19 protein-coding genes and 1 pseudogene are annotated in these 21,505 nt (G+C 43.4%); 8 read left to right on the top strand and 12 right to left on the bottom strand.

Annotation, left to right across the window (positions count from 1 at the left end; translation table 11 throughout):
• The first annotated feature begins 72 nt into the window (after positions 1-72).
• From potA to L4C35_RS01060, 5 genes are all read left to right on the top strand, one after another.
• Complete coding sequence (potA, locus tag L4C35_RS01080; protein WP_428461544.1) at positions 73-1,191, top strand: spermidine/putrescine ABC transporter ATP-binding protein PotA; 1,119 nt, start codon at positions 73-75, stop codon at positions 1,189-1,191.
• Entirely contained in the window at positions 1,175-2,032 is an 858-nt protein-coding gene (gene potB, locus L4C35_RS01075) for a spermidine/putrescine ABC transporter permease PotB (protein WP_048898399.1), read from the top strand. The genes potA and potB overlap by 17 nt, the downstream gene beginning before the upstream one ends.
• Positions 2,032-2,802 (top strand): spermidine/putrescine ABC transporter permease PotC, encoded by a 771-nt coding sequence (gene potC, locus L4C35_RS01070; protein ID WP_094956801.1) that lies wholly within the window; start codon positions 2,032-2,034, stop codon positions 2,800-2,802. Before potB ends, potC begins: the two co-directional genes overlap by 1 nt.
• A 126-nt stretch (positions 2,803-2,928) precedes the next feature.
• Positions 2,929-3,960, top strand: a complete 1,032-nt coding sequence (locus tag L4C35_RS01065) for an extracellular solute-binding protein (protein ID WP_428461141.1) — start codon at positions 2,929-2,931, stop codon at positions 3,958-3,960.
• 231 nt (positions 3,961-4,191) lie between these two features.
• A complete protein-coding gene (locus L4C35_RS01060; protein ID WP_428461140.1) occupies positions 4,192-5,235 on the top strand; it encodes an extracellular solute-binding protein in 1,044 nt (347 codons plus the stop codon).
• 80 nt (positions 5,236-5,315) lie between these two features.
• Here L4C35_RS01060 and cobB read toward each other — a convergent pair whose 3' ends face one another.
• The 11 genes from cobB to L4C35_RS01005 all read right to left on the bottom strand — a co-directional run bounded on the left by cobB (position 5,316) and on the right by L4C35_RS01005 (position 16,403).
• The gene (gene cobB, locus L4C35_RS01055; protein ID WP_428461139.1) at positions 5,316-6,029 is read right to left on the bottom strand and encodes a Sir2 family NAD+-dependent deacetylase; all 714 of its coding nucleotides are present in this window, start codon (positions 6,027-6,029) and stop codon (positions 5,316-5,318) included.
• 250 nt (positions 6,030-6,279) lie between these two features.
• On the bottom strand, positions 6,280-7,002 hold the full coding sequence (locus L4C35_RS01050; RefSeq protein WP_428461138.1) for a hypothetical protein: 723 nt from the start codon (positions 7,000-7,002) through the stop codon (positions 6,280-6,282).
• A gap of 9 nt (positions 7,003-7,011) precedes the next feature.
• Positions 7,012-7,281 (bottom strand): hypothetical protein, encoded by a 270-nt coding sequence (locus L4C35_RS01045; protein WP_428461137.1) that lies wholly within the window; start codon positions 7,279-7,281, stop codon positions 7,012-7,014.
• A 241-nt stretch (positions 7,282-7,522) separates the two neighbouring features.
• Positions 7,523-8,599, bottom strand: a complete 1,077-nt coding sequence (locus L4C35_RS01040; protein WP_062690648.1) for a formate dehydrogenase subunit gamma — start codon at positions 8,597-8,599, stop codon at positions 7,523-7,525.
• Between the two features lie 138 nt (positions 8,600-8,737).
• Entirely contained in the window at positions 8,738-9,364 is a 627-nt protein-coding gene (gene fdh3B / locus L4C35_RS01035) for a formate dehydrogenase FDH3 subunit beta (protein ID WP_428461136.1), read from the bottom strand.
• Positions 9,365-9,375: 11 nt separating this feature from the next.
• On the bottom strand, positions 9,376-12,231 hold the full coding sequence (locus L4C35_RS01030; protein WP_428461135.1) for a formate dehydrogenase subunit alpha: 2,856 nt from the start codon (positions 12,229-12,231) through the stop codon (positions 9,376-9,378).
• Between the two features lie 12 nt (positions 12,232-12,243).
• Positions 12,244-12,441: a formate dehydrogenase subunit or accessory protein gene (locus L4C35_RS01025; RefSeq protein ID WP_094956807.1), complete on the bottom strand. Its 198-nt coding sequence runs from the start codon at positions 12,439-12,441 to the stop codon at positions 12,244-12,246.
• Between the two features lie 118 nt (positions 12,442-12,559).
• Complete coding sequence (locus tag L4C35_RS01020; protein WP_428461134.1) at positions 12,560-13,147, bottom strand: TorD/DmsD family molecular chaperone; 588 nt, start codon at positions 13,145-13,147, stop codon at positions 12,560-12,562.
• A 10-nt stretch (positions 13,148-13,157) separates the two neighbouring features.
• Entirely contained in the window at positions 13,158-14,822 is a 1,665-nt protein-coding gene (locus L4C35_RS01015) for a 4Fe-4S binding protein (protein ID WP_428461133.1), read from the bottom strand.
• Positions 14,823-15,115: 293 nt separating this feature from the next.
• Positions 15,116-15,961: a DUF3306 domain-containing protein gene (locus L4C35_RS01010; protein ID WP_428461132.1), complete on the bottom strand. Its 846-nt coding sequence runs from the start codon at positions 15,959-15,961 to the stop codon at positions 15,116-15,118.
• Positions 15,951-16,403 carry a DUF3305 domain-containing protein gene (locus tag L4C35_RS01005; RefSeq protein WP_048898413.1) on the bottom strand — a complete coding sequence of 151 codons (453 nt, stop codon included), beginning with the start codon at positions 16,401-16,403 and terminating at the stop codon, positions 15,951-15,953. The genes L4C35_RS01010 and L4C35_RS01005 overlap by 11 nt, the downstream gene beginning before the upstream one ends.
• A gap of 525 nt (positions 16,404-16,928) precedes the next feature.
• Between L4C35_RS01005 and fdhD the strand changes: the two genes are divergently transcribed.
• The 3 genes and pseudogenes from fdhD to L4C35_RS00990 form a co-directional block, all read left to right on the top strand.
• Positions 16,929-17,837 carry a formate dehydrogenase accessory sulfurtransferase FdhD gene (gene fdhD / locus L4C35_RS01000; RefSeq protein ID WP_428461131.1) on the top strand — a complete coding sequence of 303 codons (909 nt, stop codon included), beginning with the start codon at positions 16,929-16,931 and terminating at the stop codon, positions 17,835-17,837.
• Complete coding sequence (locus L4C35_RS00995; RefSeq protein WP_428461130.1) at positions 17,834-18,748, top strand: substrate-binding domain-containing protein; 915 nt, start codon at positions 17,834-17,836, stop codon at positions 18,746-18,748. Before fdhD ends, L4C35_RS00995 begins: the two co-directional genes overlap by 4 nt.
• 341 nt (positions 18,749-19,089) lie before the next feature.
• Positions 19,090-19,689 (top strand): annotated as a pseudogene (locus L4C35_RS00990) (sensor histidine kinase); the annotation flags it as partial.
• A gap of 98 nt (positions 19,690-19,787) precedes the next feature.
• Here L4C35_RS00990 and L4C35_RS00985 read toward each other — a convergent pair.
• Complete coding sequence (locus L4C35_RS00985) at positions 19,788-21,068, bottom strand: serine hydrolase domain-containing protein (protein ID WP_428461129.1); 1,281 nt, start codon at positions 21,066-21,068, stop codon at positions 19,788-19,790.
• Positions 21,069-21,505 lie beyond the last annotated feature (437 nt).

Raw genomic sequence — 21,505 nt, 5'->3', positions numbered from 1 at the left:
ATGCGCCTCCTGAATTTTAGCCTAAATATTAGGGACTTCCCCCATAAGTTCCAAGGTGGAGATAACGTAGAATTGAACGCTGCACACACTTCAAAGAAACCCGTGATTCAACTTAAGAATCTATGTAAGAGTTTCGACGGCAAACAAATCATCGCGGATTTAGACCTGAACGTAAATGATGGTGAATTTCTTACCATCCTTGGACCTTCAGGCTGTGGTAAAACCACGGTACTTCGTTTAATTGCTGGATTTGAGAATGCTGACAATGGTCAGATTATTCTTGCTGATAGTGATGTTACCGCGATCCCAGCCGAACAACGCCATGTCAATACAGTATTCCAAAGTTATGCACTTTTCCCACACATGACAGTGTTTGAAAATGTTGCGTTCGGTTTGCGTATGCAGAAAGTGGCAGAAAGCGATATCGAACCGCGTGTAATGGAAGCATTGCGTATGGTTCAGCTAGACAAGTTTGCACCACGTAAGCCACACCAACTTTCTGGTGGTCAACAGCAACGTGTTGCCATTGCCCGTGCAGTCGTGAACAAACCTAAAGTGCTTCTGTTAGATGAATCTCTTTCAGCTCTTGATTACAAACTGCGTAAGCAGATGCAAATTGAATTGAAACAACTTCAGCGTAAGTTAGGCATCACATTCATTTTTGTAACACATGATCAAGAAGAAGCGCTATCAATGTCTGACCGTATTATCGTTATGCGTGATGGTCACATTGAGCAAGATGGTTCACCACGTGAAATTTACGAAGAACCTAAGAACTTGTTTGTTGCCCGCTTTATTGGCGAAATCAACGTCTTCGATGCCACTGTTATCGAACGTCTTGATGAAAAACGCATTAGAGCGAACGTTGAAGGCCGTGACTCATTAGTTCACTGTGACCTTGATGTTCAAGCTGGTGACAAAGTGAAAGTACTGCTTCGCCCTGAAGATATTCGTATCGAAGAGCTAAACAACGGCGACAAAGCCAACGGCATTATTGGCTATGTACGCGAGCGTACTTACAAGGGTATGACACTTGATTCGGTTCTAGAACTTGAATCTGGTAAGTCAGTTATGGTTAGCGAATTCTTCAACGAAGATGATCCTGATGTAGATCACTCTCTGGATCAAAAAGTCGCTATTACCTGGGTTGAAAGCTGGGAAGTGGTATTGGCTGATGAACAAGAAGCTTAATCTCCAAAATATCATCATTACAGTCATCGTTTCATGGCTGCTATTGTTTGTTTTCATACCAAACTTGATGATTATCGGCACCAGTTTTCTGACTCGTTCCGAAGCAAACCTGATCGAAATGACGTTCACGCTGGATAACTATATCCGCCTGTTCGATCCACTTTACGCAAAAGTAATGTGGCACTCGTTCTACATGGCAATCATTGCAACGCTTCTGTGTTTGCTAATTGGTTACCCGTTTGCTTATGTGATAGCGAAGATGCCTGAAAAATGGCGTCCATTCATGCTGTTTTTGGTGATTGTACCGTTTTGGACCAACTCGTTAATTCGTACTTACGGTTTAAAAATTATGCTGGGTACCCGTGGCGTGTTTAACAACACCCTACTCTACCTAGATATTATTGATAAACCACTACGCATTATGTACACCGAGTATGCCGTAATGGTTGGCCTTGTTTACATTCTGCTGCCATTCATGGTGTTACCGCTTTACTCTGCGATTGAGAAGCTGGATAACACCTATATTGAAGCAGCGCGCGACCTAGGTGCAAGCAAGCTACAAACATTCGTTAAAGTGATTATTCCACTAACCATGCCAGGCGTGATTGCTGGTTGTTTACTTGTGTTGCTACCAGCGCTAGGTATGTTCTACGTATCCGATTTGCTTGGTGGTGCGAAAAACCTACTAATTGGTAACGTTATCAAGAGTCAGGTTCTTAATGCGCGTGATTGGCCGTTTGGCTCCGCGACAAGTATTGCACTTACAACCGCGATGGCAATTATGCTTTATGCCTACTACCGTGCAGGCAAACTGCTGAACCGTAAAGTGGAGCTGGAATAATGGGACGTTCTGTTAAATTCAGTTTTATGACATTGGTATACGCATTTTTGTATATGCCAATCATCATCCTGATTGTTAACTCATTTAATGCCAGCAAATTTGGTATGAAATGGGGCGGCTTTACCACTAAATGGTATGAGCAACTAGTTACGAATGACAGCCTAATGCAGGCCGCTTGGCACTCGATTAACATCGCTGTGTTTTCCGCAACAGCAGCCGCGTTAATTGGTAGCTTAACGGCAGTCGCCCTTTATCGTTACCAGTTCAGAGGCAAAAAGTTTGTTAACGGCATGCTATTCATCGTAATGATGTCGCCAGACATAGTTATGGCAATCTCATTACTTGCGCTATTTTTGCTATTGGGTGCAGAGCTAGGTTTCCTAACCTTGTTACTCGCTCATATTACATTCTGTCTACCCTTCGTTGTGGTAACAGTATATAGCCGCTTGAATGGTTTTGATGTGAAGATGCTGGAAGCTGCGCGTGATTTGGGTGCAAGTGAATGGGTAATTTTAAGCAAAATTATTCTACCGCTAGCAAAACCTGCAATCGCTGGTGGCTGGTTACTGAGCTTCACCCTATCACTCGATGACGTTATTGTGAGTTCATTTGTGACTGGGCCGACTTACGAAATTTTACCATTGAAGATTTACTCAATGGTTAAAGTGGGTATTTCACCAGAAGTCAACGCACTAGCAACCGTGATGCTGATTGTTTCTCTTATCTTAGTGGTCTGCTCTCAGCTACTAGCAAGAGAAAAAGTAAAGTAATTCGTCTACGCTAAAATAACTGTTTTAAATTTGGCATTAGCCAAAAAATGCAAGTGGCTCCATAATTCGTTATGAGCCACTTGTTTTTTATTAACACCTCATTGAGGTTTTGGAGTTGATACAAACATGAAAAAATTGTCCGCTTTTCTAGCCGGCACTGCGTGTGCTGCTGCTTTGTTCTCTAACATGGCAACAGCTGCAGATCAGGAACTTGTCTTTATGAACTGGGGCCCGTATATCTCTACAGAATTACGTGAACAGTTCACTAAAGAAACAGGCATTAAAGTGATTTATTCGACTTATGAGTCGAATGAGACAATGTACGCTAAATTGCGTGCCCACCCACAAGGTTACGATTTAGTTGTACCATCAACTTACTTCGTTGCAAAAATGCGCGACGAAGGCATGTTACAGAAGATCGATAAATCGAAGTTATCTAACTTCCAAGAACTCGATAAAAACTACTTAGATAAGCCTTTTGATCCAAACAACGACTACTCTATCCCGCACGTTATCGCGATGACAGGTTTAGCCGTTAACACAGATATGTACGACCCAGAAGATTTCGATAGCTGGGCAGATCTGTGGAATCCTGAACTAAAAGGTCAGCTAATGTTGATGGATGACACGCGTGAAGTGTTCCACATCGCATTACGTAAACTGGGTTACTCAGGTAACACGACTGACCCGAAACAAATCGATGAAGCGAAAAAAGAGCTTGAGAAACTAATGCCGAACGTATTGGTTTTCAACTCAGATAACCCTGCAGCCCCTTACCTTGCAGGTGAAGTTGGTTTAGGTATGCTTTGGAACGGTTCTGCGGCGGCAGCACAAAAAGAAGGTTTACCAATTAAGTTAATTTGGCCAAAAGAAGGCGGCATCTTCTGGGTTGATAGCCTAGCAATTGCTAAAAACGCGAAAAACGTTGAAGCAGCGCACAAGATGATCGACTTCCTACTACGCCCTGATGTAGCAGCAAAAATCTCTGAAGAAACGGGCTACTTAACCGCAGTAGAGAAATCTAACGCGAAATACAAGAACGACCCTACTCTATTCCCACCGCAAGCAGATCTTGATCGTGGTGAGTGGCAGGATTCTGTTGGCGACATGAATATTCGCTACGAAAACTACTTCTTAGAGCTAAAAGCAGACCAATAATCTTTTTTAGCACTAATTTGAATTTTAGGCTTCCTATATGGAAGCCTTTTTTATGCCTACAGCTCTGATACTGCACTGTTTTTATGTGATTAATCACCTTTTTATCATTACCCTCTGCTATAATTCGCCCGCTTTTCCCTTTATCACGTTTTTACGTATTTTATCTACACTAAGGAGAGACGGTTTCGCCGTCCGAGAACACCTAAAACTGTATAAGTTGGAGTTATATCAATGAAAAAATGGTCTTCCCTCGTCGCAGGTGGCGTATGCGCAATGGCTATGATGGCAAACACTGCTGTTGCTGCTGACGAAGAGCTTTACTTCTACAACTGGTCTGAATACATTCCAAGTGAAGTACTTGAGCAATTCACCAAAGAAACTGGCATTAAAGTGATCTACTCGACTTATGAGTCGAACGAGACAATGTACGCCAAACTAAAAACTCATGGTGAAGGCTATGACCTAGTAGTTCCTTCAACTTATTACGTATCTAAGATGCGTGAAGAAGGTATGCTGCAAAAAATCGACCGTAGTAAACTACCTCACTTTAAAGATTTGGATCCAAACTTCCTAAACAAGCCTTTTGATCCAAGCAACGATTACTCTATCCCATACATCTGGGGTGCGACGGGTATCGGTGTGAATACAGAGATGATGGATAAAGCCGAAGTAAAAGGCTGGGCTGATTTCTGGGATTCTAAGTGGGAAGGCCAGCTAATGATGATGGACGACGCACGTGAGTTCTTCCATATCGCTTTACGCAAGCTTGGTTACTCTGCTAATACACAAGATCCAACAGAGATTAAAGCGGCTTACGAAGAGCTGAAAAAACTGATGCCAAACGTATTGGTTTTCAACTCAGACTACCCTGCTAACCCTTACATGGCGGGTGAAACATCACTAGGCATGCTTTGGAACGGCTCAGCGTACATGGCTCGCCAAGAAGGTGCAGAGATCGATATCGTATGGCCAAAAGAAGGTGCAATCTTCTGGATGGATAGCCTAGCGATCCCAGCGAAAGCGAAGCACACTGAAGCAGCACACAAAATGATCGACTTCTTGCTTCGTCCAGAGAACGCAGCAAAAGTAGCACTTGAAATTGGTTACCCAACTCCAGTTGCAACGGCTAAAGACAAACTGCCAGCAGAATTTGTTAACGATCCAAGCATCTACCCACCACAAGAAGTAATGGACGCTGGTGAGTGGCAAAACAGTGTAGGTTCAGCGAATACGCTTTACGAAGAATACTACCAAAAGCTAAAAGCGGGTCAGTAATCGAATAGCATCAAAATTCGATAGTTCAAACTGATAAAGCCGAGCACGCATTGCTCGGCTTTGTTTTATTCGTTCTTACGTTAACCTTCCAATAACTCAGCGACAAATTGAGGAACAAGTTCTGAAGCTGGCCCATAGCGTTTTTCAGCGAACTCACTTTCAACATCACTCGGTTCTAGATTCAGCTCAACAGTATGTGCACCGTGCATAGCAGCTTCATGAACAAAACCTGCTGCAGGATAAACAGCACCAGAGGTACCAATCGAAATAAATAAATCAGCCTCTAATAGCGCCTCATGGATAGCACCCATCCCAATTGGCATCTCTCCAAACCAAACCACATTAGGCCGCATTGGCGCGGGAATTTGGCAACAGTGGCAGTGATCATCTAGCGTGATATTTCCTGTCCAGTCGATAGACTGCCCGGTTTGGCTACACTGTGCTTTTAATAACTCGCCATGCATATGAATAATATTTTTACTGCCTGCTACTTCATGCAAGTTATCAATGTTCTGAGTAACAATTGTCACCTTACCATCTAGCTTTGCTTCGAGTTCCGCCAATGCGAGATGAGCCGCATTTGGCTCAACGGTGCCACTTTCTAACTGCTGACGTCGTAAGTTATAAAAGTTCTGCACTGTTACAGGGTCACGAAGGTAACCTTCTGGCGTGGCGACATCTTCAATGCGATGATTTTCCCATAGGCCATCTTGGTCACGGAAGGTTCGGATGCCACTTTCAGCTGAAATTCCAGCACCTGTTAGTACAACGATATTTTGATAGGGAAAAAGCATACAGATATCCTTACTCAGCCATGTATTACTTAGTTATACCACTCTTTCAGTGGGGTTATAACCAATTCGTATTAGACAATAGTCTAACAAATCAGGGAGTTGTGATATATCGCGGTAAATAGATTAAATTAAGATGAACAATATAAAGTTATAGTGCATTAGAATGTGATGACTACAAAAGCAAAGAGTGATCTACCACCAAATGCACGACCATGACATCATGATGGTAAATCACAGAATTAAGTAAGCCTTATTCTACTGAGGTCAAGTGATATCGAATAGCTTCATTACTATAGGATCCAAACTCAACGAGGCCTATCCCCTTACAAAGGGTTCTAGTTTTATAGGATGCACCACCATTCATACTGTAATTAACAAGGATACAATCTTTTACTGTTTTGTTTTCGCCGTATTTAAAATCGTATTTAACTAATGGTGTCATCAAATAGATATCTGTCTTATGCTCTTTTGTATCAACCAGCTCAGGTTTACAGGTTGAACTTGCGAATGTAGAAATAAATTTATCAATTCTTGACGTTGTATGCCCTAAATCAACGGGCGCATAAGCATTTGATAGCTCAAATTCATTACGTACTACGTCTGTACAGTCACCGTTAACTGTTGTTACTGTCATGGCACTTTCTGTTCTATCACCCCATGTCATTTTCCAAGAAACAGCACCATTAGTTGCTGCTTCTTCACTAACTTGTTTACCCGCAGCATATACAATCTTGTATGTTTGAAGTTCACCATCAACCATCAATTTCAAATTGATAACAGCATCACCACTTGGCTGATAATCAGCAATATTAATCGTATTGGTTTTGTTTTGAACAAGATTACCAGCACTATCAATAACAGTTTTACCATTCACTTTGATATCACCATGAACATCAAGTGACGCTGCTGTTGCACCTGCTGAAAGTGAGGTTGTAATGGCAAGAGCTAAAAATGACAACATAGACTTTTTCATGAAATGTCCTTATTTAATAATGAGATCGCCTTTAACGGTTAAATCTTTATCGATGGCTAATGTATTGTTATTAGTTGGTAGAGTTACCGTGACTGTTTGATTGGCACCGATAACGCCTTTGGTGAGTATTTCTTGGTTAAACTCTTCCACTGAGGAAATAGAGATTTCACCAGTTGTAGGGTTTGGTGGTGTGTCATCGCCATCGCTATCCGATGAGCCATTACAAGCCGCTAGAAATACAGTCAACGTACATATCGAAAGTGTTCTGAATTTTTTCAATTGCGCCTCCTGACCTATAAATCAATTGGCATTTTAGCCCCAGTCACATTTGCAAAATCCATAGGTGACAGCTATTTGCGAGTCAAATCTCTATTTTACCGTACGCAAATGACCGCGATCTCATTTGCATTTTGATACTTTTATCTATGAGTCATTAGCACCCCAAAACAGTACTACTTTTCTATAGGCATAAAAAAACGCCGCGATATTAATCGCGGCGTTTTCTATTTATAACAGCAGTTTACGATGTTTTTGAACTTGGCTTGCCTTTCGCTTCAGCTTCGGCTTTTTCATCATAACCCGGTTGGTTTTCAGGAAGGTCTTTCACTTCTTCATACCAAAGGTCATGGTGTTCTTTCGCCCAAGTTTCATCAACTTCACCTGTGATCATGCCATCAAGTGCCGCTTCCATACCGAATAAACCGATATAGATGTGGAACACAAAGCCACAGATCAAGATAAGCGCCGAGAACATGTGCACAAGGTTCGACAGCTCCATATCGCGGCGTGTTTGATCAAAGATTGGGAAATCGAGAACAAAACCACTGATCGCTGCAACAATACCGAAGCAGATGAGCAGCCAGTAAATCGCCTTTTCACCACCGTTTGAGAAACCAGCCGATGGGTGCGTACCTTTATGCTTGCCGACCATGCCGCCCATTTTCATGAACCAGCGTACATCAACCATGTTGAAGATACTTTTACGCCACCACTTCACAAGTACTGCAACTAACAATAGGAAGAAAATAGGCCCCATGTAGTTGTGGTATTGTTTAGCCGCGTAAATGATCCAGCCCCATAGTTCAGACGGTAAAATGGGTTTCAAGAAGTGTTTACCATAAACCAAGGTTAAGCCACTAAACGCAAGCGTAAGGAAAGTGAATGCCATACTCCAGTGCAATGCACGGTCGATACGGCTCCAACGTTTAATCTTACGCCCTGTTTTAGGCTTACTCAGTTTTAGCGGGCCAACAACAACATAGGCAAGTGTTACCATTGCTAGGCTACCAAAAATAGCCAATGCACCCAGTGGAGACATCCACTTTTCTTTTAACACATACCATGTTTGCCCCGGCACACTGATCAAGACACCATGCTCTGGTGATTTTGATGTGGTGTAACCTTCTTGACCATCCTTGACCATGCGCCAATAATCAGCACCGGCGAAACCTACCGCTTCTTTTTGAACCGAAGACTCGCCCAAGCGCTCATTATCCGTACTTGTATTCGCTCCTTCGCTGGCAAACGCTGACAAGGTAAACATCAGCATGAATGCGGTTGCTAGCAAAGTGAACCAATGTTGGATTCGCTTAGTCATTAAAACTCCTGACTGTTTCGATAACAGTTGAAAGCGCGCGTATTTATTCGTTTCTATCAGAACAATTGCTCTGTAATAAAAACGCGCTCAGTTTGTTACTGATTTATGGGCACACTCTATAGCGTGCCCAATAAACCATTATGCTTTACGAGCTTTGCCCGCATCGTATGCTAGATCGTCAACATTCACGTTGCTTGCCCAGCCAGCTTCTTTTGCACCACGCGCAACAACACGCTCACGGTAAACATCAGAAATCTTAGCGGCATCACCGGCAAGTAATGCTTTGGTTGAACAAAGTGAAGCACACATAGGTAGCTTGCCTTCAGCAATACGGTTTGAACCGTATTTTTGACGTTCATCTTCAGAACCAGGTTCAACACCAGGGCCACCTGCACAGAAGGTACATTTGTCCATTTTGCCACGTTCAGCAAATGCGCCTTGTTTAGGGAACTGAGGTGCACCAAACGGACAAGCAAATAGACAGTAACCACAACCGATACAAAGATCTTTGTCGTGACGTACGATGCCGTCTTCTGTTTGCTCGAAACAATCAGCAGGACAAACCGCCATACAAGGTGCATCGCTACAGTGCATACACGCTACTGAGATTGAAGTTTCACCGACTTCACCATCGTTAAGCGTTACAACGCGACGGCGTTGGATACCCCACTCTAGTGCATCATCGTTTTCGTTTTTACATGCAGTAACACAGCCGTTGCACTCAATACAACGCTTAGAGTCACAAAGAAATTTCATACGTGCCATTTGATGACTCCTTACGCTTTAGAGATCTTACATAGAGTTACTTTTGTTTCCTGCATTTGAGTAACAGGATCGTAACCGTATGTGGTTGCAATGTTTGCAGATTCGCCCGATACATACGGAACAGTACCTGCTGGGTAGTTGCCGCGTAAGTCTTCACCTTGGAACTTACCGCCAAAGTGGAACGGGATGAAGGCTAAGCCAGGTTTAACACGACGAGTTACCATTGCTTTAACGTGGATGCGCCCTTTCTCTGCACCTTCAACCCAAACCATGTCACCGTCGCGGAAGCCAAGATCGTTAGCATCTTTCGGGTTCACCTCAACAAACATTTCTTGTTGAAGTTCTGCTAGCCAAGGGTTAGAACGCGTTTCATCACCACCACCTTCGTACTCAACCAGACGACCAGATGTCAGGATAATTGGGTAATCCTTAGATACATCTTTCTCTTGGATTGATTTGTACAGTGTTGGCAAGCGGAACATTGCTTCGCTGTCATCCCACGTAGGGTAATCAGTCACCAAATCACGACGAGGCGTGTACAGTGGCTCACGGTGTAGTGGCACAGCATCAGGGAATGTCCAAACAACAGCACGCGCTTTTGCGTTACCGTAAGGGATACAACCATGTTTGATTGCTACGCGTTGGATACCACCAGAAACGTCAGTTTTCCAGTTTTTACCTTCAGCCGCTGCTTTTTCATCAGCCGTTAGTTCATCCCACCAACCCAGTTGTTTTAGCAGTTTGTCGCTAAACTCTGGGAAACCACCTTCAAGTTCACAACCTAATGAGTAGCTATCGTCAGCCAGTAGGCTTTCACCGTTACGTTCTACACCGAAACGAGCACGGAAGTTACCACCACCTTGCGCAACGGTTTTAGATGTATCGTAAAGGATGTGAGTACCTGGGTGTTTCATCTCAGGTGTACCCCAACAAGGCCAAGGTAGACCGTATGTTTCACCGTCAGCTACACCGCCTTCACCTTCAAGCGTTGTTTTATGGAAGGTGTGCCAGTTTTGCTGGTGCGCCTTCAAACGCTCAGGGCTTTGACCTGTGTAACCAATTGTCCACATACCCTTGTTGTATTCACGGGTAACGTCTTCAATAACAGGTTGGTTATTTTCAACTTTAATGTGCTTAAACAGTTGCTCAGATAGGCCAAGTTTCTGCGATAGCAAGTACATGATCTCGTGGTCAGGCTTAGATTCGAACAACGGCTCGATAACCTGATCACGCCACTGGATAGAACGGTTTGTTGCCGTTACTGAACCATGCGTTTCAAACTGTGTAGTTGCTGGTAGTAAGTAAACGTCATCGGTACGACCGTTCATTACAGAAGCGACACCTGGGTACGGATCAACGATAACCATCATGTCCAGTTTACCCATCGCAGTACGCATTTCTGGTCCACGAGTTTGTGAGTTTACTGCGTGACCCCAGTAGAACATGGCACGGATATTATCGTTTTGCTCGATGTTATCTTTGTTTTCAAGTACGCCATCGATCCAACGCGATACAGGAATACCTGCGCTGTTCATTGGTTTCTTGCCACGGTAATCCGCTTGGTCGAAACGACCTTTCAGCCACTCGTAATCAACATCCCAAACGCCAGCCCAGTGTTTCCACGCACCTTCAGAAAGGCCATAGTAACCTGGTAGGTTGTCAGACAGTACGCCAAAGTCAGTTGCACCTTGTACGTTATCGTGACCACGGAAAATGTTTGCACCACCGCCCGCTTTACCCATGTTGCCAAGGGCTAGTTCAAGAATACAGTAAGCACGTGTGTTGTTGTTACCTGTGGTATGTTGCGTACCACCCATACACCAAACAACACAACCCGGACGGTTTTCAGACAGTGTTTTCGCTGTGCGGTACACTTCTTCTTCAGGCACGCCAGTTACACGTTCAACTTCTGCTGGTGTCCACTTCGCCACTTCTTTACGTACATCTTCCATGCCGTAAACACGTTGACGAATGAACTCTTTATCTTCCCAGCCGTTTTTGAAGATGTGGTATAGCACACCCCAAATAAAGGCAACATCAGAGCCTGGGCGTAGTGATACGTACTCATCAGCTTTTGCTGCGGTACGCGTACGACGTGGATCGGCAACAACGATTTTACAGCTGTTCTTCTCTTTCGCGATCAGAATGTGCTGCATTGCAACTGGGTGAGCTTCTGCTGCGTTTGAACCAATGAACAGAATCGACTTACAGTTGTGCATGTCGTTCAGTGAGTTGGTCATCGCGCCGTAGCCCCAAGTGTTCGCAACACCTGCAACCGTGGTTGAGTGACAGATACGCGCTTGGTGATCGACGTTGTTCGTACCCCATAGCGAAACCATTTTACGGAACAAGTACGCTTGTTCGTTGTTGTGTTTCGCAGAGCCTAGCCAGTAAACAGAATCTGGGCCTGACTCTTCACGGATTTTCAGTACTTTCTTACTTACTTCGTCCAGTGCTTGTTCCCAGCTAAGTTTGGTCCACTTACCGTTAACCAACTTCATTGGGTATTTTAGACGACGCTCACCATGACCGTGTTCACGTAGTGCAGCACCTTTCGCACAGTGTCCACCAGCATTAAAAGGGTGGTCAAAAGCGGGTTCTTGGCCAGTCCAGACACCTTCTTGTACTTCAGCGTAAATACCACAACCCACAGAACAGTGTGAACAAATAGTACGTTTAATTTCAGCAGGCGCAGAACGATCTACTTCTTTCGCTTCTGCTTTTTTCATCATGCCTGGAGCAAACATGCTTGCACCCGCAACACCACCAGCCGCAGCTAGCGAAGTGTTACGAAGGAAAGTACGACGAGATACACCTAATTGGTTTTCGTCCTTGCTCACATTATCGGAACGTTTTGTCAGTTTCATTTATAGCTCCGCTTACAAGGTTTCGTAGTAGTCGCGAATGTGTTGCGTTTCGCGATAGCCGTTAGTTTTGGTTTCTTTTGCTTCAGGCTTTTCTACCGTCGCATTTGCAGTAGTTGCAGTACCTGCAACCACTGCACCAGCAGCCACGCTTAGACCAATGTTTTTCAACAATTGGCGGCGGCCTTCATTAGGTTTATTTTGCTCACTCATGGAAGCTTGCTCCTTTATCGTTTTACCCGATTTATCGGACATCGATAGTTTGTTATAGCTATGGTTACGACCGTTAAGTTAAAAAGCGTGAAACAGAGCAAAGCCCCGCTTCAAGAACTTAAACAAATCGTGTCTTTTCTACAGTCAAAAATTGCAAAGCCAATTCGCCAATAGCAGTGTAAAAAACAGCGCTGTCAGCTGACTTCAAATCGGCACAAAAACGTTCAAACCATGTCGCGATATGACGGTTAAAAAACGTTTTTTGCAGATGGTCATCACCCCCTTCCACCAGCATTGCCATTACTTCTAGTAGGGCTGCAATGTGGTCTTCCGGTTCTTTTACATTTTCTTCGCGTTGAAACCCAAGTTGAGCCAAATCACGACGAAGATGCGCAAGCGGCATTTCCATCATAGATCCAGTTAAGTACCAAGAACCAAAAGGTACGATCTCGCCACGACCGATACCAATGAACAGATCCTGATATTCTTCCTGAACACGTATTAGGGTTGTTTTTTCAGCTGCTAATTTCACTAAAGGCCAAGTCGCAGCCATGCCTGAAATATGCGGCTGTGGTGTAGCTACATCTAAACTAGACAGCCAGTTAAGAATATTTTCGTCCGGTGCTTTACGCAGCAGGTGCGCAAGCATGGCGTAAATATCTACACGTAGGGTTGTTTCTTCGTTTTGCATTAATTGCTGTTCCATTCGATTCCGCCTACACCTTTAACTGACTTTCAGGATCGCTTTCCATTTGTGAGAAAATATCGCGAACACGACAATCTTCACACATGGATAAACGACGAATTGCTTCACCTTGAAATTGCGAGTGACCTTGTAACTTTTCAGTCAACATTTTCACCATAGAAGCAGGTGCAAAAGCTTTACCACAACTGGTACAACAGGCCGCTTCTTCTTCATGAACAACTTGTGCTTCAGTGCGCGCTTGTGCATCCCAATTAAAACCAGGTTTCATTGAAATCACTTTCTCAGGACATGCCTTTTCACACATGCCACATTGAATACAATCTTGTTCAACGAATAAAAGGCCTGGGCGATCACCCACTGCATGTAGTGCGCGTGTCGGACAAACAGACACACAACTCATACACAAAGTACAATCTTCTGTTTTGCAATCTACCGAACCGAATGGAGCATTCGCAGGCAATTCAGAATAGTCAGGTTTAGCAGGTGCAACATCAGCAAGTAGCGTTAGTGCTGCAAATAGCTTGTCACGCTTATTACCTTCAAAACGTGCTTGTGCATCAGTAACCAGCGCAACGTCGTAAGCGTTAAATGATTCCACCTGAGCAAAATCAAATAATGTAATACGGTCTGCTTCAAAACCTAGTTCGGTTAAGAAAGCCTGAGCAATCGCAAGTTCATCGGTTAACACACGATCAATCGTTGCAGGAATATAAGCTGTATTCGTTGCAAGTAGGACTTGGTGCGCACCGTATGCCAGTGCACTAAACCAAGTTTCTACCCCTACAGTTGCTAGCTCTTCAAGTGCTACCGGAATAACATTTGACGGGAACAGAGCCAATGAACGAATAACAGCAGCTTCATCACGGTTACCGTAAAACAAAATAGTAGGCGCTGAGCCCCCTTCTGTTTGATAACGTTCTAAAAGGCGATACACAAAATGTTGCGTGTTATCAGGATCAGGTAATGCGTAACTAATCGCTTCCGTCGGACATGCCGTTGCACATGTACCTACACCTTGGCAAAGGTATGGGTTAATTTCGATAGCATGGCCATTACTGGTTAATGCCCCAGCAGGACAAGCATCGACACAACGTTCACAACCACTCACACCACGTGATGAATGTGCACAAAGGTCTGGATTCAAACGAAAGTATTTAGGCTTATCGAATGTCCCTATCATTGCAGGCAATTCTTCTACTAAGTCTGCAACAACAGCACCTTTTGCCGTGGCGTAATAACCCGGCGCAGGAATTTCAATCTTAACGATGCCTTCAGCCGTCATATCTAACACAATATCGAAGCAATCACGGCCAGTTGCCACTTTTGCTAGATTCACATTGGTATCAGATATAGTACCGTCTACACGACATCTCACATCAAATGCACCAAGGTAACCATTAACAGTAACCTCTTTACTGAAATACAAATTCTCTACTTTTTCAGCCTGTGCAGACTTTTCAGTCGCCAGTAGGGTTACTGAGTTTAGTGCAGAAAATTGTTCAGCCAATGCGGTAATTGTTAACTGCTCACCAATGATCAATAAGTTCCCGCGGCTTTCATACGAAACCGTAGGAGGGATCAGATTCGCTAATTCAACCGTACCTGTAATGGCAGAGAATCGAGCGGCTGCATTTTGATCATTGCTTGCTAGTGCTTCTAGTGTACTTTTTAACATTCTTATTCCTGTGTACTCGTCACCGTTTGTCGATGTCGATGAAAGGCCAGATTTAAAATTCTTGAACCTTCATGCTTCTATAGAGCAATAACCGAACCAACTTTTAACGGAATAAAATGACCTATAAGGAACTAAAGTCAGAAAGGGACAGCTTGGTTAACAACACGTGCGACATTTTGTCTCTCGCTATGCATTTAAATGCGCCAAATTGTCCCGCTATTTTTTAAGGGTATTTTCCCCTTTTTGTCTCACTCGTAATTTTTTGCTTAGTAACCACTATTTTCAGCGAGTTACTAGGCTTTTTTATGAGACTCTACTTCGTTGAGCTGACTTGTTATTTCTTCATTCAATGAAAATTGGAGTATGGCATCCGTTGTCTTAGCTTGGTGTAAACCATTCGATTCACCATTGGCAGCAAGATCAGTAGGGATTTCTGTAGGGACAGATGCCTCAACCTCTTCTTCCGTTGATTCTTTACTTAGTTCATCACTGAGTGTTTCATCATCTACCGATTGCTCTGTCTGTGATGTTTCACTATCAAGTGCATCGCTATCGTTGATATTCGTTACTGCCGTTAGCTCATCATGGGCTAAACCTGCATTCACATCTGTTGCATCAGTATCTGTAAGCGCTTCTACTTTCTCTGCAGCCTCGTTAACCCAGCCACGTAGCTGTTTTACAACTGACGTATCAAGTTTAGGTATATTTGAGAAATCTTCCGTATGATCATCCATGTCACTGATATAGTTGAACTCATCAGAATGAAAAAGCTTACTCAGTGCCGCTTTCTTTACCGACTTCTCAACGCCTTCTTTCAAAAATGCAGCTGCGCCCGAATCAAAACTCACACCAGCAACATCAGTTAATGAAGGCAGCGCATCATGTTTATCTTCATCATTAACATCAAGATCAGGTGATGACGTACCATTAGCTTCAACTTTATCCGCTACGTCATGACAAAGACCTGCATCATGATCAGCTTCACCGACGTTTTTTTGTTCTGTAGTCACTGTTGACTGAGAACTCTGTGACTCGGGTAGTGAATCCGCAGTCAAGCTATCTACTTGATTAGACGTTTCATTTTCTTTTTTAACCGCGAGCTTACGGCTAGCCCAGCGCTGAAAAATATTACTTGCCACTTGAACGACCTTTGCCTTTTTTGTTCTTGCACTTCTTACGGCCACCTTCGATCAACTCACCATGTCGACCTATAAATGCTTCCATCCATGCTTGAACCGGTAACGGTGTCGTTATATGAAGTACTTGATAATCACCATCCATATAACTGCTTGCTACTGATTGAGCTGCAGTAATATGGACAGGTTTTAATTGTTCGTTTTCTTCTTCACAAACAATGAATAAGTGAGGATCACGTGAACTTAAATTAAAGCGATAATCAGATCGTTCATCGCGAAATAGTTCTAGCGGTAACACATGGCTTTCTGTTGTACGTTGCTCTTCATGCAGTGCAACGTCTTCAATCGACCAAGACAGTGTTGACCAGCGTCCAACCTGCTTTTCTTCTGATACTAGTCGAAAGCCAATCGGCCAAATCGATTCATTCTTATAGAGCTCAGGCACGCTTACTCCTTTCTTCTTGAAAACATTACTCACACAATAGTCGCGAATGAAAATCAGCCGCATTTCTAGTGAGTATGCAACATGCTATTTGCTGCAAACCATTAAATACATGCGATTCTCCTAGCTACAAAGCAATTATCAGACCAACTTATACTCTTACCGAAAATAAGGAATATAATGATTACATTATAAGGTTGGAACAATCCTTGCAAAGGACTCACAAACAGCCAGAAAAGATAGCGACTGCACATTTTTAGCTGATTATCGTTACATTCAATGCCAACGGTTCTCTTTATATATCAATAAGTAATCATTATCGCTTGAACAATAACCACATGGATGAGTAAGCGCTTAATGTATTAACGCTAAATAACTAGAGAATAGTCGGGATAGATAGAATTGCAGCACTATCGCTAAGACAAAACAGAATAAGCACTTTGTTTTATAGTTAGCGCCTAAGCTTGCTATTAGATAACGATAACAAACCGTCATTTTTAGACAGACAATCATTGCTACAGGACTTTTATGAATCCACTGCCAAAAATTATTAAAACCAACGCCTCAGTGAAGCAAACCATGACTGTCGATATCATGGATGAATACGGCGATATGATGACCAAAGAAATCGCTTGTGAGCACCCTCTTACGGTTTATCTTAATTGGGTTGAAGTTGTTACCTTAATGACCTTGGGTGAACGCCCATCAGCGCTTGTGCTGGGTTATCTGAAAAACCAAGGCTTCATTTCAGATCTAGATAGCATTGAATCGGTTATCATCGATTGGGATACCAACTCAGCGGCGGTAATTACTAAAGAAGACACTGGTAACTTAGCGCAGAAGCTTGAAAAGAAAACCGTCACCTCAGGCTGTGGGCAAGGTACCATGTTCGGTAATGTGATGAAGAAACTGGAAGGCGTCACCCTACCCCAGCCTCAACTTCCCCAATCTCAGCTCTATGGTTTGCTTGAATCGCTTACCCATCATAATGAAACCTATAAAGCCGCAGGTGCTGTTCATGGCTGTGCTGTCTGTAAAGGCACAGAAATAGTGTCATTTGTGGAAGATGTAGGCCGCCATAATGCTGTGGATACCTTAGCGGGTGAGCTATGGCTTGCAGGTCAAACAGGTGAAGATAAGATCTTCTACACCACAGGCCGTTTAACGTCAGAGATGGTGATAAAAGTGGCGCAAATGGGCATTCCTATTTTGCTTTCACGCTCTGGGGCAACACAGATGGGCTATGAGCTTGCCCAAAAGCTTGGCATTACTATGATTGCCCGTGCCAAAGGCCATCGCTTCCAAGTGTATAACGGCATGCAGAATCTGATTCTGGATATTAAAGGCAATCTCGACGAGCAAGCCAAAAGCTTTAAGCTGAAAGATTCAAAACGTGCTAGTGATAAAGGGAATGATAAGAGCGGTGATAACCAATGAGCACCGACTTCCCTGAGTTCATGAACGCCAAACAAGTTGCTGAATATTTAGATTTAAACGAAAAGAAAGTTTACGCGCTAGCCAATGAAGGCTTGCTGCCTTGTACCAAAATTACCGGTAAATGGCTGTTCCCCAAGGCAATGCTAGATAAGTGGCTACTTGAATCCTGCAATAACGGGGTTCAGAACGACCGCTTGTTAATTGCAGGCTCTGACGATCCACTACTACAAATGATTGTTGGCAAAATGGCCAATCAACTCGGCAGTACTGCGCTTGTGGGTTACACATCGACAGGCACTCGACAAGGGCTTGCGATGCTAAGCAAAGGCCATGTTGATATGTGCGCCATTCATTGGGGTAATGCGGAAGAATCCGGTTTGCGACACCCTGCGTTACTACAACAGTATCCAGGACATAAAAACTGGGTACTTGTTCATGCCTTTGAACGCCAACAAGGTTTAGTGGTGAATCCTGAAGTCGCGCAGCAATTTGGGGATCGTGAATTAAAACCACAAGATTTACTCGCCCCTCGTTGGCGCTGGGCGCTGCGTCAAGAAGGAGCTGGTAGCATGCGGGCTTTAGATGAGTGGCTACACAACCATGCGTTTAATCTAAGTATGTTAACCAAGGTCGACACCTGTAATTCTGAACGTGAACTGGCATCTGCAATTGCTCGAGGCCAAGCTGATGTGGGTTGTGCAAGCCAAAGCACCGCGGGGGAATTCGGTTTAGGTTTTATTCCATTGTGCCGAGAAGCGTTTGAATTGGTGATCCCAAAAAACATTTATTTTCGAACCTTACAACAGCAGTTATTACATCAACTTGAAGACATGGAAGTACAAGTCCGCGGTGACCAACTCGGCGGTTATAACTTCCAACGTACAGGCAAACAAATGTGGAGTGCTAGTTAGCATAGAGTTAAGGCTCATAACATATACTAAGATAACCAGTTACGAGCAATAAGGCGCGCTCGTAGCTTGGTTGCTTATTGCAAGCTTCCCCCTTATTCCGACATTTTTAACACCCAGTTCAATAATTACGAAGCAAGGCTTTTTCTGAATGTAACCTGTGCTTTCTATCCCATATTTACCCTAATTTTACCGCTCACGACGTAGCATCATTATTGCCGCTTCCGTTGCTTTTTTTCCACAAGAGCTACTTTATAAATTCTTACTTACCGCAAGACCATGGCAGTCTCATACGGAAGCAAGCGTTGAGACTCGGCATATAGCAAACGAGCAAAACCAAGTTTCTACAGCACGCAAGCCATGAGCTAAGAACACCGATAGCCGTCATTTTAAGTAACGCTTCTTTAATGGAGCACATGTGGCACGATGCACCACCAGCCTGCCAGAAGCCGTTAGATCGTATTAACCGTGCAGGGCTAACCATGAGCCATTTAACAGAAACCCTACTCTGGTTAACTCGTAATAAAGACTATCAACCCAAAATTGAAACCTTCAACCTCAGCCAATTAACAGAAGAGTTAGTAGAAGAACACCAATACTTGCTGGGTGGCAAAGATGTGACCGTAGAATTAGCGCTATCGTCTGTCACGCAATCACTCCCTAAGGTGATGATACGTATCATCATCGCAAACTTGATCCGCAACGCCATGCAACACACAGATACTGGACATATAGCGATTCAACTAGATGACAACAAACTTACCATCATCAATTGGGGTGAACTACTCAAAGGCGAAAAGAGTGATGGTTTTGGTTTAGGGATTAAGCTGGTTCGCCAAGTTTGTGATAACCAACAATGGCATTACGAACAAAATGTCACCGACACCTCATGTACCGTAGAGGTAGTATTTGGTGTAAACAGTGAACCCACCCGCCACTCTTGATTGCTTGCACTTTTCGCTCAGATGACAAAAACCCAACACGTGTCAATAAACCACGCGTTGGGTTTTATTCGTAAAGGCTATTCAGAACAGTGATTACCCTACTTTAATGAGCGCGCAATAGCGTCCATCATAGCCCAGTCTTTCATTCCTCTCTCAACATCCGCTGAAACAGGATATGACGAGAACTTAACAATAACGACATTCGTCGCGGGGTTAATCCATAAATGCTGACCGTTAACGCCTACGCCAAAAAATGAGCCTTGATCGTCCTTCGTCACATACCACTGATTACGATAAAAACCATCAGGCCAAATCTTTGAATACTTTGTTGGTTGCCAAGCAGAATTTTGGCCATTCTCTCGAATGTCTTCCACCCATTTTGAAGGAATAATTTGCTGCCCGTTATATTGCCCATTATCTAAAATCATTTGACCAAAACGAGCCAAATCACGAGTAGTTATAACAAAGCCACCATTCGCTACAGGTGAACCCAAGAAGTCGACACTTAACTGTGCATCCCGCTCAGCCCCCAATTTGGTCCAGACCGTCTCACTCGTATAATCAACGAAACGCTGACCTGACACACGTTCAATCAACCAACCCAAGATATCTGTATTAATCGAGGCATAATGAAATACTTCACCATGTGCACGTTCAACCTTCTTGGTTTCTTGAGCAAAAGCGAACAAGCCAAGGTTTGCAACTTCGGTACGCCCACGCCAACCTGTTGCCTCCTCATGTTTTACAACCTCAGCCTTGGGATCTGCATAATCTTCACTAAAACGGAGTGCTGTGGTCATATCAAGCACTTGCTGAACAGTTACATCTTTAAAGCCGGAGCTACTCTTTAATTCTGGAATATATTCAATAACTTTTTTATTTGGGTCTAATTTCCCATCTTCAACTAAATTACCAATTATCGCACCCGTTAACGATTTTGATACAGACATCAACAAATGCCGCGTCTCTGGTGTCATACCGTTATAATATTTCTCAAAAACCAGTTCACCATTTTTAAGCACAATAAAACTATCGGTGTAATTGGCTTGAAGGTTCTCTTCGACTGTTAATTGCTTGCCATCTTGCGTTTTAAAAGTCAGTTTAGCAATGCTGTCAATGGGCGCACTACGTAATATCGTTGGCGCCCCCATTCCACGGCTTATAATGGCGGTAGGAACTATTTCTCCCATATGCTGAAAAGCCCAACGGTTGTAAGGACCTTTATCCCACTGAGAAATATCAATAATTTTCTCAGGTGGCGAACCTTGCATTAGTCCCATTTCATCCGCTGTTTGGGGAATTTGGGATGCATACGTTTTGGCAATGATGCTAGATAATGCAACAAAACCAATCAGGCAATGCACAAAAAGGGAATTCATAGCTAATTTCTCCTACGAAATGAGAATGCAATGAATTTTAGCGTAGTTTGCTTAAGCTCAGTGGTCTAGTTTTTTGCTATGTCGCAACATTAAAAAGATGCCACAGAACAAAACATAAAAACCAATAATCCTGCGATGATTGCAGCTAGCAAATATTCGATTTCTAGTTGATTGATTCTGCAAGTAATGAAACCTTAGCTGATATGTTTATCACTCACAAGATGAAATGAATTGATAAAAAATCACCTACTTTTGACAAAACATCCGTACTGACAACCTAAAAAAGGCTTCCCTACAGAAACCTTTTGCTATCATTTTTAAGAGTTGCTGTTTGTACCCACCAGAATGAAAGCCATCTTAATGAATGAAAGAATAGTGCCAACAGAACAAATGCTATCTATATTTATTCTTTGAGCACTGTGGCTAATCTCCGTCCC

The organism is Photobacterium kagoshimensis (genome assembly GCF_050337045.1).
Lineage (GTDB): Bacteria > Pseudomonadota > Gammaproteobacteria > Enterobacterales > Vibrionaceae > Photobacterium > Photobacterium kagoshimensis.
The sequence above is the reverse complement of the archived record's forward strand: the minus strand, read 5'-3'. Positions and strand labels throughout refer to the sequence as shown.